Raw genomic sequence first — 12987 nt, 5'->3', positions numbered from 1 at the left:
TTCAGCTAGCAGACAGCTTCGGCTATCGTGGAGGAGTGGAACCCGAGCCGACGGTGGCGCGCCGTGATGATGTCTACGAGGTCATCATCGTCCGCCATGGAACCCGCGAAAGCAGCCGATCGCAGCTGTACCTGAACTACGACGACTACGGTCAGGTCGATGCGCCCATGCGCATCGACTACTACTTCTGGGTCGTGCGCAACCACGCGCGCACGATCCTGATCGACCTCGGATACTCGGCCCGTGCAGCACAGCAGAGGGGCCGAGAAGTGCTGTGCGACCCGGTGGAGATCTGGCGCCAGCTGGGGGTCGAGCCCGCGACGTTCACGGGCGACATCGTCATCACGCACGCCCACTGGGATCACACGGGCCATGTGGCGGCCTTCCCGCGGGCGCGTTTCATCATGTCGCAGCGGGAGTACGGATTCTGGGCGGGCGATGCATCCGCACCGCTGCTGTTCCGCCACCTCATCGACGAGGACGACCTCGCCGCGCTCGCGAATGTCCACGCGGAGGGGCGGTTGGACCTGACTGCCTCGGGGCTGGAGCTCGCCCCCGGGGTGCGGCTCGTACCGGGGGCTGGGCACACGCCCGGGCTCCTGATGGTAGAGGTCGCCACGCTCGAGGGTTCTGTGCTCCTCGCATCCGACGCTGCGCACTTCGACGAAGAGGTCGAGTGCGACATGCCGTTTCGTCACATGACCAACCTCGAAGCGTCGTACGCGACGTTCGGAAGTATCCGCGCGCGTCGCGACTCGGTCGTACTCGCCGGTCACGAGCCGGGAGTCCTCGAGCGGTTCCCGCCGCTCACGGGGCCGCTGCGCACCCACGCGAGCGTCGTGAGTCCGCTGCCCCACACCACACCAACACCCGCGAGGGTCGCACCAGGAGGATCCCATGACCGCCAACCCCATCCCCCTCAGCACTGACGCCGCCACTGCGTCCTCCACTGCTGTCCTGACGGTCACGAGAGCCGCTCGCGGAGAATATGCCCCCGACGTTCTCGACCTCGGCACCACGCTCGTCCGTGAGCCGCGGACGGGTGAGGTGCTCGTCGACGTCCTCTATCTCTCGATCGATCCGACCAACCGCAACTGGCTCAAACTCGAACCCGTCAACACCCTCGTCGACAAGGTGGGGCACGGGCTCTCGGTGGGTGCGCCCATGATGGGCGAGGCGATCGTGCGCGTGATCAGCTCGCAGGCGGAGGGAATCTCGGCCGGCGACCTGCTGGCCGGCGTCGTGCCGTGGCAGGAGCGCGCGGTCGTACCTGCCGCGCGTATGCGCCTCGTGGACCTGCACGGCGACGAACCGCTCGAGGCGCACCTCACGATCTTCAGTCACATCGGGGTCGCGGCGATGGTCGGGCTCCACGAAGTCGCTCGCATCCGCTCCGGCGAAACGGTGCTGATCTCGGCCGCGGCCGGGGCGACCGGACGCGTCGCCGTCGGTATCGCCAAGGCTGCCGGCTGCCGGGTGATCGGTATCGCGGGCGGGCCGGACAAGTGCGCGATGGTCCAGGGTTTCGGCGCGGACGCGGTGGTGGACTACAAGAACACCCCCGATCTCGCCGCCGCCATCAACGACGCGGCGCCAGACGGCGTGGACGTCTATTTCGACAATGTCGGTGGGGCGACACTCGACGCGGCCCTCCTGGCAATGCGCGCCGGCGGCCGGATCGCGGTCTGCGGGCTCATGGCGGACTACGACGACCCGGATGCGCCGGGGGTGCGAAACATGTTCCGGGTGCTGGTGCGTCATCTGCGCATCGAGGGCTTCCTGGCGGCGCACTACTGGCACAAGCGGGACGAGTACTACTCCCACCTCCGCCGATTGCTGCGCGAGGGCGTGATCGTTCACGCCGCAGACATGACGGATGGCCTCGGGACGGCCCCCGATCAGCTCGGCAAGCTCTTCCGAGGAGCGAACAACGCGAAACTGCTCGTTCGCCTCGACGCCGCGGTCGACGCGGCGAGCGGCGGGTCGCGCTCATGACGGTGCTGACGCCCGGAGGCGTCGCCGTTGTCACAGGCGGTGCCTCGGGTATCGGGTGGGGGATCACGCGGGCACTTCATGCCCAAGGTCTACGGGTGGAGGTCGTCGACCGCGACCCGCGCCGACTCGAGGAAGCGGCCGACCAGCTGCCCATCGGGGTTCATGCCCTGGACGTGACCGATCCGGATGCACTTCGCGCGCTCGCCGCGCGACTCACCGAGGAGCATGGTGGCGTCGACGTCCTCGTCAACAACGCCGGGGTCGGCCCCGCGGCATCGATCGTCGACACCACGCTGAAGGACTGGCGCTGGATCCTCGACGTGAATCTGATGGGGGTGATCCACGGGATCGACGCCTTCCTGCCCGGAATGCTGCGGCGGGGCACGCCCGCGCATGTCGTCAATACCGCGTCGATGTCGGCGTTCGATCCGATCGCGGGTCTCGGCGCCTACGCGGCATCGAAGGCCGCCGTCGCCGCGCTGACGGACGCGCTCGTCGCGGAGCTCGAAGGGACACCGGTCGGGGTGAGCCTGCTCGTGCCGGCGAACGTCCGCACGAACATCGCGGAGACGTCGGCTGCGCTCCGCCCGGCGACGGGGAGCGGGTTCGGCGACTACCGCCCGGTGGCACCGCCTACCGGGATCCACTGGCGCACGCCCGAGGACGTCGGCGAGCTCGTGGTCGAGGGCATTCGCGCCGACAGGCAGATCCTGGTCACCCACCCGGAGCAGTGGCCGCGCGTGGCGGAGCGTCAGCGCCGTATCCGGGAAGCATTCGGGCGTGACGCAATCGAGAGTTGACCTGTAAGACACCCGACAGCATATAATCTGATAGCAACGCGGTTCGCGTCCAGCATCCGATGAGAGGCATGACAATGATGTCCACCAATTCACGCCGTCCCGCCCGGGCGGCCACGGCACTCGCGGTCTTGGCCGCCGGTGCTCTCGCCCTGTCCGCCTGCGGCGGCTCCACCCCCGGAGCCACTGCATCGACCTCTGCGTCTGTCGACCCGACCGCGCCCGAGGTCAAGGAGTTCTCCGTCGCCGGGTACCCGAACGCGGCGACCACCCAGCTCTCGCTCGCAACCTCCGAGGGGTTCACCGCGGAGTACGGGATCGACGTCACGCTCCAGCCCGCCGAGAACGCTCCGGCGATGCTCGCCCAGATCATCTCAGGCGACGTGCCGATCGGTCAGGTCAACGGATTCTTCTCCGTTCCCGCGGTGATGGAGGGGGCCGACCTGGTCGTCATCGGCGAGCTTATCCGCGGCGTTCCCGGCGGTCAGACCGTCGAGGTGCGCCCCGACGCCGGCATCGACTCGGTTGCCGACCTCGAGGGCAAGAAGGTCGCCGTCGTGGGACTGAACAGCGGTCACCAGGGCCGGATCGCCAGCGCGATGCTCGCGGAGGGTGCCGATCCCTCGAAGGTCGAGTTCGTCAGCCTCGGCTGGAACGAGATGCCCGCCGCGCTCGAGCAGGGCACCGTGGACGCTGTCACCGTCATCGGTCCCTCGCAGTTGCAGCTGAAGAACGAACTCAGCACCGAGACGCTCCTCGACCTCGGTGACGGAATGTTCGCCGAGTTCCCCGACTCGCAGTGGCTCGCCAATGGGCGCTGGGCACGCGAGAACCCGAACACGGTCGCAGCTTTCCAGTGCGCCGTCGTTGTCAAGGGTCAGCAGGCCGTGAACGAAGACCAGGACGCCTACGAAGCCGCACTCCGTGAGTTCGGTTTCAGCGACCAGGCGATCGCCGACGACAAGAAGTTCATCTTCCCCGCGGCCAATGAGCCCGCACAGATCATCCCCGACATCATGTCCGAGATGGGCTGGATCGACAAGGACTTCGACATCTCCACGATCACGATCCCGCTGCCCGACAACTGCTGACCGATCGCCGGCCCGGGCACCCGAGCCCGGGCTGGCGATTTCCCCCGTGCGCCGAGAAATGGCGCGCGGTGACACCACGAGAGGAGTCGAAATGGCCATCGCGACCCGCGATCAACCCGCCATCGACACGCGACCCGTCCGCGCGCCGCGGCGGAGCACCCGCGGCGGTTCCGGAGGACGCAGCAGCGGACGCCGTCTCGTGCTCGGCCTCGTCGGCATGCTCATCCTCGTGGCGATCCTCGAGATCGTCAGCCGACTCGGGCTCGTCAACGAGAAGTTCCTCCCTCCGTTCTCGTCGGTCGTCGTCGCGATGGTCGGACTGTTCGGAGACCCGGTCTTCCTCGGCGACGTCTGGTCGACGATCGCGACGTGGTTCTTCGGGCTCGCCATCTCGATCCTCGTCGCCGTCCCGCTGGGCGTTGCACTCGGACTCTCCAATGTCGGGTACCGCGCCTCGCGATCCCTCATCGAACTGATCCGCCCCATGCCGCCGGTCGCGCTCATCCCGCTGGTGATCCTGGTGCTCGGCCAGGGTCTGGAGATGAAGCTCGTCATCGCCGTCTACGCGGCCGTCTGGCCGATCCTGTTCAACACGATTTACGGGGTGCACGGCACCGACCCCAAGGCGAAAGAGATGGGCAAGAGCTTCGGGCTCAGTTCGTTCGCGATCACCCGCCGCATCGTGGTCCCCAGCGCGGGCCCCATGATCGCAACGGGAGTTCGCATCTCGTCGTCGATCGTGTTGATCGTCATCATCACCATCGAGCTCATCGCGGGCGGTACCAGCGGGCTCGGGTCGTTCATCGGACGGATGCGCGGCCTGGGTGACCAGGTCGAACTCGTCTATGCCGGCATCCTCGTCGCGGGTCTGCTCGGGCTCGCGGTCAACTTGCTGCTCGGCTGGCTCGAGCGTCGTTACTTCGCCTGGAGCCGCACAAGAGGGGGTGCCTGATGACCATCGCAGAAGACACCACGGCCATCGTCACGCGGATGCGGCGGGCAGGCGAGAACCGCTGGCGCAAGGCCGCCGTGTCGTTCGCCTACGCCGTCCTGCCCGTCGTCGCGCTCGTGCTCGTTTGGGAATGGGTGGCCACGACATGGCCGTCCCTCTTCTTCCCGCCGCCGAGCCGCATCTGGGACGCCGGGGTCGCGCTCCTGTTCTCGGGATCGCCCGACACTCTCTTCCTCACGCCCGCTGTGACCGTGGACATCGCTGGCACCGTCTCACGCGCCCTGCTCGGCTTCGCGCTGGGGTCGATCGTCGGAATCATCGCCGGAACGGTCATCGGTCGTTCGATGGTCGTGCGCGACCTCACCAACCCGATCGTCGAGTTCCTCCGTTCGATTCCGGCGACCGCAACGCTGCCCCTGTTCATCATCATCTTCGGTGGCGAAGACGGCATGCGCCTCGCGTTCATCGCGTACACGGTGATGTGGTTCGTCCTCATCAACACCGCCGCGGGTGTGTCCACGATCCACGGCACCGTGTTGGACATGTGCAAGACGTTCCGGGTCCCCGTGCTCAAGGTGTTCTTCCGCGTGATGCTGCCGGCCGCACTCCCGAAGATCTTCGCCGGTCTGCGCATCGCCATCACAGTGGCGCTGCTGTCCGCGATCGTTTCGGAATTGATGCTCGCCTCGAACGGCATCGGATATCGGCTGGTGATCGCGCAGACGCAGTTCCGGATGGGCGATCTGTGGGCCTGGATGGTCGTGCTCGCGCTCATCGGATTCGTGTTCAACACGGTCATGGAGGCCGTGGAGCGCCGCGTGCTGGCGTGGGATCGACTGGCAAGGGTAGGTGGATGATGACGATGTCGACAACCGAAGGGAACCGGGCGATGACCGCTGACAAGGCAGCCTCAACGCCGAGACCGATCCTCGAGGTGGACCACATCCACCACGTGTATCAGACCGGCCAGACCGCATACACCGCGATCGATGACCTCTCGTTCGTGGTCAATGAGGGTGAGCTCGTCTCCATCGTCGGGCCCTCGGGCGCCGGGAAGACCACCATGCTCCGCATCCTGTCGGGCCTGCTGGCACCGACGTCGGGCTCGGTGAGCCTCCAGGGCGAGCGGGTCACGGGCGTTCCCGACGGCATGGCCATGGTCTTCCAGGACTACAGCCGGTCGCTCCTGCCCTGGCAGTCGATCCGCAAGAACGTGCTGTTCCCGCTCAACGATCGCGTGGGCAGCAAGAGCGAGCGCCGCGACATCGCCCAGCAGAGCCTCGAGGCCGTCGGACTGTCCGGCCACGAGGACAAGTACCCGTGGCAGCTCTCGGGAGGCATGCAGCAGCGCGTCGCCATCGCGCGAGCTCTCGCCTATCGTCCGCGTCTGATGCTGATGGACGAGCCATTCGCATCTGTCGACGCGCAGACTCGCTCGGATCTCGAAGACCTGGTTCTGCTGCTTCGTGCCGAGTTCGGGATGACGATCCTTTTCGTTACGCACGACATCGACGAGAGCGTCTACCTCGCCAACCGCGTTCTGGTGCTCAGTCGCCCACCGGCGACCCTGGTGGAGGACATCGTCGTGGACCTGCCGATGCCCCGCGATCAGATCGCGACCAAGGAAGATCCCAAATTCGTCCACATCCGTGGTCATGTCGCCCGCCTCATCCGCGGAGTCGATCAGTGATCGTTTCGATCCGAGAAGGAGCATGCTGATGTCCGACCAGAATCAGCCGGAGCCGGGCGCCTCGGTCATCGGCGTGATCGGACTCGGCAACATGGGTCTGCCCATGGCGACCCGTCTGCGCGCGGCCGGTTACGACGTCCGTGGCTACGACCGCGACGACAGCGCGTGCGCGGCTGCCCACGCGGCCGGGATCGCGACGACGGAGAGCATCGCTGCGTTGGCACGGCTTGCGTCGACGATCGTCATGCTGCTTCCCGGAAGTCATGTCGTCGATCCGGTGGCCGCCGAGATCGTCCGCGTCCCTCGCGCGGAGCGCGCCTGCGACTTCGTGATCGACATGAGCTCGTCGTCTCCCGGCCGGACGCGGGCGCTCGGTGCGTCCCTCGCGGAGTCGGGGATCACGCTCATGGATGCGCCGGTCTCGGGCGGTGTGACCGGGGCACGAGCGGGCACGCTGACGATCATGGTGGGCGGTGACGATGCCGCGCTCGAGCGCGCCCGCCCTCTCCTGGAACACCTCGGTGCGCGGGTCATCCACGTCGGCGCCACGGGAGCAGGTCACGCGGCCAAGGCGCTGAACAACCTGCTCTCCGCGACACACCTGCTGGCGACGAACGAAGCGCTGATCGTGGGCGCCCGGTTCGGGATCGAGCCGGAGGTGCTGAACGCCGCGATCAATGTGTCGAGCGGTCGGAGCGGTTCGACCGACAACAAGATGCCCCGCTTCGTGCTCAGCGGGGCGTTCGACTCGGGCTTCTCGTCCGCGCTGCTCGCCAAAGACATCGGAATCGCCACGAATCTTGCCAACGAGATGGGGATGGACGCACCGATCGGTCGCGCCGTAGAAGAGTGGTGGGTGCGACTTGCTGCCCAGATCGAGCCCGACGCGGACCACACCGAGATCATCCGGCCGTTGGAAGCGGACAATGGCGTACACATCCGTGCGCGTAGCTCAGCGGTCGCAGAGCCGACGAGTTGACCGATGGGCCCTCGATCGGGGCATCGCGGCCGGTTCGCCAGGCCTAGCTCGATGGAGCGACGATCAACGGCGCCATCCGGGTGTACGGAGCGTAGTTGCCCCGGAAAAGCGCGACACCCTCGTGGGTGAGGGCCACATCGGCGATCGTGGCGGCCTCGCCGTGGTGGTCGACGGGCCCGAGACGAGCGATATCGCGTCGTTCTTCGGAATCGATAGCCGTGAGAGCCGACAGAGTGCCCGCCTGTCCGTCGTGGACGACTCGGAGATCTCGGATCACGATGTCGAGCTCTCCCGCGTGCGCCGTCATTCGGATCCGTCCGAGACTGAGAACCACGCCCGCGTCGTCGCAGGACGCGTCGAACTCGAACCCGTGTTCGGTGAGGGGGCCGGAGATGACAGCGTCGGGCATCGCCCGCAGGTACGCGATGAGGCTCGGCTTGACCTCCCAGATGAGCCGCCGCGGTCCTGGCTCGCCCCAGGGAGACCGGGGGGCGGGCGAGTCCGGATCGTGCGTGGTCGCTGACACGAGATCCATTATCCCCAGACGCCGTAGCCATGATCGCCGGGAGGTACACGATGACACGCACGCTCGACATCCTGAGTGAGGTCGCGTCCCTCGCGACCACCCGTCGCAGCCTCGACGATGCGGAACTCGCCAAGGTTGGTGTCGTCGTGACGGACGCGGTCGTTCAGGCGCTGGGCCTGTCCGCCTATCACCGCGATGAACCGAACGGCGAAGCGTCATCTTCGTATCGCGCGATGCTGCGATTCGCAGGATCCGCGCCATCCGGTGTCTCAGGATTGCTGTTCGGGGGTCGTCGGGTGGGGGCTGAAGATGCCGCCTTCGTGAACGCGACCCTCATTCACGCGCGCCTGACGGACGACGCCCACCCGGGGGTTCTACTGCACCCGGGAGCGATCGTCATCCCCACCGCTCTCGCGCTCGGTGAGGAGCGCGGCTCCGACGGGGAGGTCTTCACCCATGCGATCGCGGCCGGATACCGCGTGATGGCGGCTCTCGCGGCACCGGTGGCGGCGCGTACGGCGGCGCGAGGTCTGCGGAATACGGCGATGTTCGGACCGGCGGCGGCCGCGGCGACGGCAGCGCGGGTCCTTCGGTTAGACGAGCGACGGACGGCGGCGGCGGTGGTGTTCGCCCTCGGGTCGTCGGGGGGCACGCTTCAGGCGCTGCGTACGGGGTCCGCGGAGTGGCGCGTCCAACCCGGGCTGGCCGCGCGGCTCGGGATCGCGGCGGCACGGCTCGCCGAGAGCGCCGAGAGCTCGGATCTCGACTTCGCTGATCGTGCGATCGAGGGAGAGGCCGGGTTCTACGCGAGTTTCGTCCAAGACTGGACGATCGATCAACTCGCGGACGCGCCCGAGGTCGATGGGTTGCTCGGTGTCACCCACAAGGAGCATGCCACCTGCGGAGCGAACCAGCTCGCCGTCGAGTCGTTCGCGACGCTCCGGGAGCGTCGCGGGTGGGGCCCGGAGGACGTGACGCGCGTCGACATCGAGCTGGAGCAGGCCGGATACGACTATCCGGGGTGCAATTCGACGGGTCCGTTCGCGGACGGGGGCGGATTTCTGAGCAGGCCGCTCGCGATCGCGGCGATCCTCCTCACGGGCGACCGGGTGCTGACGGAGACATCGCTCAGCGCCGCTCTGGCGGACCCTCGCCTGGAGGGGATCATGGCGCGGATCCATTCGCGCCCAAGGCACGGCGGAAGCCCCCGCCATCCGCAACTCGCCACGGTCACCGTTACGACGGTCGACGGTTCCGAACATCGCGACGACGGCGAGGGGGCGCTGGCCGCGTTCACACTGCCCGACATGGCCCGCCGCATCGGCCAGCTGCCCGAGCCGGAACGCACGCGGGCGCGTGCGGTGTGGGAGGCCCTGCGCGCGCCGCAGACCTCGTCGCCTGCCGAGCTCATGGTCGCCGCGATCGGCACGGATTCCGCGTGAGCGGGGCGATACGGTAGCCGAATGGATCTGCAACTTCGCGACCGCGTCATCCTCGTCGTCGGCGGCCACGGTCTCATCGGCAGCGCCGTGGTGCGACAGCTGACGGAGGAGGGCGCGATAGCCGTTGCCGCGTCACGGCGCGCGGCGGACGGCCTCGTCATGGACGCGGCCGACGACACGTCGGTGGAGTCCGCGATCGCACGGATCATCGAGACCCACGGTCGGCTGGACGGGGTCGTCGTCGCCGCCGCGCCGAGTGCACGCACGATGGATCCATCGAAGAACTCCGATCCCGGGCAGGTGCGGGACGCCGTCGAGGGAAAGGCGCTCACCTTTCTGCGCGTGGCCAACGCCGCACTCGGGCATATGCGCGATCGCGGGTACGGACGCATCGTCGGTGTCAGCGGGCAGAACGCGTACGTGACGGGGAACATCGCCGGGTCGGTCAGGAACGCCGCCCTGATCATCACCGCCAAACACCTCGCGGATGAGGCGGCCGGAACGGGCATCACGGTGAACGTCGTGAATCCCGGGATCGTGACGGACGATCCCTCACCCGATGTGCCCGCAGGCGGGAGCGGTCAGTCGACTCCGGCCGACACAGCGAGGCTCGTCACGTTCCTGCTTTCCCCGCTGTCCGGGACCGTGAGCGGTGAGTCCATCGCGGTCGGTCATCGGACGCGCGGATTCATCAAGCTCTGACCGCGGCTCGACGCTGCCGCTTCAGGCGGAACGCCCATCGGAATGAAGCGGACCAGCCTGACACGGGGCGGGGCTGCTGTGCGGAGAACCTGTTCGCCGAAGAGATCGGCGACGCTGTGGAATACTCTCGGCGTGAGGTCATCGCGCGTCCCCGCAGTCCTACTTGCCGTCCTGGCCGTGGGGGGACTGACGTCCTGCGCTTTCGGCGCACCGACCGCCGCCCCCGCCCTCACAGCGTCGCCATCGGCGACCGCCACGCCGGCACCCGGGACGACCGAGGGTCTCGCGCCCACGTCCTCACCGACACCGACCGCGTCGCCGTCACCCACGTCACCTCCGACGGATCCCGGTCACCCCCGGGGCGGTAACTCGCGGGGAGGAGGCAATGGCGGAGGTGGCAGCGCGCCGATGCCCCAGCCGACCCCAGCGCCGACCCCAACCCCGGCGCCGACCCCCACTCCCACCCCTACGCCCACCGTGCCGCCGGCGTGTCCGACGAGCAGCACCGATCCGGGCATCCCGGTCATGGATTTCGGTTCCATCGCCGCATTCTCGACGACGGCGTTGGCTCAGGGTGAAGACTGCACGGGATTCCGGTCGTTCCTCTCGACCGGGTTGCCGCAATACGACTCGCAGTCGTTCGAGTTCTTCGGGCACCTCGTCGACGGCCAGGGTGCGACCAATTCGATCGCGCTGATGTCGCAGGGCAACACCGTGATCCCCGGGCTCCAGGTGCTGTGGTTGACGATGGAAGAGTCGGGCCTGATCTTCAACCGACTTTCGCTCAACCAGGGTCCGACGTTCGGCGGGATCGACGGTCTTGCCGACATCTCTGTGCCCACCACAATCAGTTACCAGCCGTGGAACATCCATGTCGAGCAACAGGACACCGGCGATCCCGAGCAGATCGTCGACATGCGCGTGGTGTCGGGCGCCATCGGAGCCGTGGGATCGGTCTACGAGCTGACTGTCTCGGTCGAGACAGGCATGGCCGGGTCGAGCGCGCGGGAATGGACGACGCTGTCGGTCCGAGCGAAAGACGTCACGGGCATCATCCAGTGGGGGTACGGTCCGAACGGATTCTTCCCGCTGTGGATGTTCGACGGGGACCCCCTTCCCGCATCCGGTGGTGCGATCCCCACCACGGATCAGCGCACGCCGATCATGAACCAGTACGGCGGCGACATCGGCGCATACCTGGAGGCGACCGGCGACCCGATGACCGGTCAGGGGTCGCACTACTACTCGATGCCCCTGGTCGAGGTCGAGGAGTGGTCGGTGCAGATCGGGTCGACGTACGTCGCTAGCGGTACCGAAGGCCTGCTGTTCTTCGACAACCTCACCGAGACCTACAACGACGCGGCGCAGTATGTCGTCGGCCACGGGTATGAGTGGACCGAGTTCTCGGTGCAACTCCCCGACAGCCTGCAGGGCATGCTGATCGCAACGACGGGGCAGCAGGAGGTCGGACAGCTGCACTATGCGATGCTCGGCGGCGCCGGTTCGTCGCAGTCGGCGAACGGCACGTTGCAGCCCACCGCCAACTGGCCGCAGGGCGCAATCCACATCACGCCGACCTCCAACACCTGGACGTCACCGCACAGCTGCTACGTCTATCACCTGGAGTACGAGGTCCAGCTCGACGGCTCATCGGCCCGCCCCGCGGCCGATCTCGTCTTCAGCGCCACCGCGTCGGATCAAGAGCTCAACGCCTTGAACCGCGCGGTCTACGAGGGCCTCTTCTCCTACAGCGGCACCCTCGGCGGCGAGGCCGTCAGCGGCTATGCCTGGGGCGAGATCCAGGGTGTGCCGCCGACCGGAAACCCCGTTCCGCCGAACTGCTAGTCCTGCGGTCGATTCCTGCGGCACAAACGCGAATGCCCTCCCGCGCGACCGTTGGTCGCACGTGGGGGCATTGGAGGGGATGACGGGAATCGAACCCGCGCTATCAGCTTGGGAAGCTGAAGTTCTGCCATTGAACTACATCCCCGGAACGCCTTGCGGCGCCTGGTAAGCCTAGCAAACGGGCCGTGCCGCGTTCGCTTGGTTCACGATTCAGTCTCGACGACGCGAGTCGATCGCCGGTGCGTCCAAGATCCGCAGACCGAATTGCGAACACGGTCGGCTCGGTAGGCTGAGCCCGTGCTGCTCTCGGATCGTGACATCAGGCTCGAACTCGACGCGCGACGGATCGGGCTCGAGCCCTACGACCCGCAGATGGTGCAGCCCTCGAGCGTCGATGTGCGACTAGACCGGTACTTCCGGCTGTTCGACAACCACAAGTACCCCTTCATCGATCCGGCCGAGGATCAGCCCGAGCTGACGCACCTGATCGAGACGGCGCCCGATGAGCCGTTCATCCTGCACCCGGGGGAGTTCGTGCTGGGCAGCACCTTCGAACTCATCTCATTGCCCGACGACGTCGCCGCCCGACTCGAGGGCAAGTCCTCGCTCGGTCGCCTCGGACTGCTGACCCACTCGACGGCGGGCTTCATCGACCCCGGATTCTCGGGCCATGTCACGCTCGAGCTCTCGAACGTCGCGACTCTGCCGATCAAGCTCTGGCCGGGAATGAAGATCGGCCAGCTCTGCTTCTTCCGCCTGTCGTCGCCGACCGAGAACCCCTACGGCTCGGGCCCCTATGGCAACCGATATCAGGGGCAGCGCGGGCCCACGGCATCCCGCTCGTTCCAGAACTTCCACCGCACCGACGTCGGCACCACCGATGAGGGTGCGCGCGGCGCCTGACGCGTCGCGCAGGCGTCGCGCGAGAGGACGCAACATGCCGTGTCGTCGCGGTGCGCGACGGCATG

Annotated in this window: 13 protein-coding genes and 1 tRNA gene; 12 read left to right on the top strand and 2 right to left on the bottom strand. The window is 67.4% G+C overall.

All coding sequences use genetic code 11. The features are described from left to right. Window positions 1–35: 35 nt before the first annotated feature. The 8 genes from C2868_RS12465 to C2868_RS12430 all read left to right on the top strand — a co-directional run bounded on the left by C2868_RS12465 (window position 36) and on the right by C2868_RS12430 (window position 7504). Window positions 36–929: an N-acyl homoserine lactonase family protein gene (locus C2868_RS12465; protein WP_100812450.1), complete on the top strand. Its 894-nt coding sequence runs from the start codon at window positions 36–38 to the stop codon at window positions 927–929. After that, the gene (locus C2868_RS12460; protein ID WP_100812449.1) at window positions 898–1995 is read left to right on the top strand and encodes an NADP-dependent oxidoreductase; all 1098 of its coding nucleotides are present in this window, start codon (window positions 898–900) and stop codon (window positions 1993–1995) included. The genes C2868_RS12465 and C2868_RS12460 overlap by 32 nt, the downstream gene beginning before the upstream one ends. Continuing rightward, window positions 1992–2795 (top strand): SDR family oxidoreductase, encoded by an 804-nt coding sequence (locus C2868_RS12455; protein WP_100812448.1) that lies wholly within the window; start codon window positions 1992–1994, stop codon window positions 2793–2795. Before C2868_RS12460 ends, C2868_RS12455 begins: the two co-directional genes overlap by 4 nt. Before the next feature lie 77 nt (window positions 2796–2872). After that, window positions 2873–3883, top strand: coding sequence for an ABC transporter substrate-binding protein (locus C2868_RS12450; RefSeq protein ID WP_181003467.1), 1011 nt, complete (start codon window positions 2873–2875; stop codon window positions 3881–3883). 91 nt (window positions 3884–3974) lie between these two features. Then, window positions 3975–4835 carry an ABC transporter permease gene (locus tag C2868_RS12445; RefSeq protein ID WP_157814030.1) on the top strand — a complete coding sequence of 287 codons (861 nt, stop codon included), beginning with the start codon at window positions 3975–3977 and terminating at the stop codon, window positions 4833–4835. Beyond that, window positions 4835–5692, top strand: a complete 858-nt coding sequence (locus tag C2868_RS12440) for an ABC transporter permease (RefSeq protein ID WP_100812445.1) — start codon at window positions 4835–4837, stop codon at window positions 5690–5692. The genes C2868_RS12445 and C2868_RS12440 overlap by 1 nt, the downstream gene beginning before the upstream one ends. Window positions 5693–5724: 32 nt before the next feature. Then, a complete protein-coding gene (locus C2868_RS12435; RefSeq protein ID WP_198519620.1) occupies window positions 5725–6525 on the top strand; it encodes an ABC transporter ATP-binding protein in 801 nt (266 codons plus the stop codon). A 28-nt stretch (window positions 6526–6553) separates the two neighbouring features. Next, the gene (locus C2868_RS12430; RefSeq protein ID WP_100812815.1) at window positions 6554–7504 is read left to right on the top strand and encodes an NAD(P)-dependent oxidoreductase; all 951 of its coding nucleotides are present in this window, start codon (window positions 6554–6556) and stop codon (window positions 7502–7504) included. Between the two features lie 43 nt (window positions 7505–7547). Here the strand turns inward: C2868_RS12430 and C2868_RS17495 are convergent, their stop codons facing one another. Beyond that, complete coding sequence (locus C2868_RS17495; RefSeq protein ID WP_157814029.1) at window positions 7548–8030, bottom strand: HtaA domain-containing protein; 483 nt, start codon at window positions 8028–8030, stop codon at window positions 7548–7550. A gap of 50 nt (window positions 8031–8080) precedes the next feature. Here C2868_RS17495 and C2868_RS12420 point away from each other — a divergent pair, with 50 nt between their 5' ends. The 3 genes from C2868_RS12420 (at window position 8081) to C2868_RS12410 (ending at window position 12019) form a co-directional block, all read left to right on the top strand. Further along, a complete protein-coding gene (locus C2868_RS12420; protein ID WP_157814028.1) occupies window positions 8081–9472 on the top strand; it encodes an MmgE/PrpD family protein in 1392 nt (463 codons plus the stop codon). A 21-nt stretch (window positions 9473–9493) separates the two neighbouring features. Next, the gene (locus tag C2868_RS12415; RefSeq protein ID WP_100812443.1) at window positions 9494–10174 is read left to right on the top strand and encodes an SDR family NAD(P)-dependent oxidoreductase; all 681 of its coding nucleotides are present in this window, start codon (window positions 9494–9496) and stop codon (window positions 10172–10174) included. Window positions 10175–10699: 525 nt separating this feature from the next. Beyond that, complete coding sequence (locus C2868_RS12410; RefSeq protein ID WP_103663414.1) at window positions 10700–12019, top strand: lipocalin family protein; 1320 nt, start codon at window positions 10700–10702, stop codon at window positions 12017–12019. 71 nt (window positions 12020–12090) lie between these two features. On the opposite strand, the gene C2868_RS12405 is transcribed toward C2868_RS12410, so the two are convergent. Next, window positions 12091–12164, bottom strand: a tRNA-Gly gene (locus C2868_RS12405). A gap of 152 nt (window positions 12165–12316) precedes the next feature. Here C2868_RS12405 and dcd point away from each other — a divergent pair. Then, window positions 12317–12922, top strand: coding sequence for a dCTP deaminase (gene dcd / locus C2868_RS12400; protein WP_100812407.1), 606 nt, complete (start codon window positions 12317–12319; stop codon window positions 12920–12922). The last annotated feature ends 65 nt before the right edge of the window (window positions 12923–12987 follow it).

This window comes from Microbacterium sp. CJ77, from assembly GCF_002911615.1.
In the GTDB taxonomy this organism is placed as follows: Bacteria; Actinomycetota; Actinomycetes; order Actinomycetales; family Microbacteriaceae; genus Microbacterium.
The sequence above is the reverse complement of the archived record's forward strand: the minus strand, read 5'-3'. Positions and strand labels throughout refer to the sequence as shown.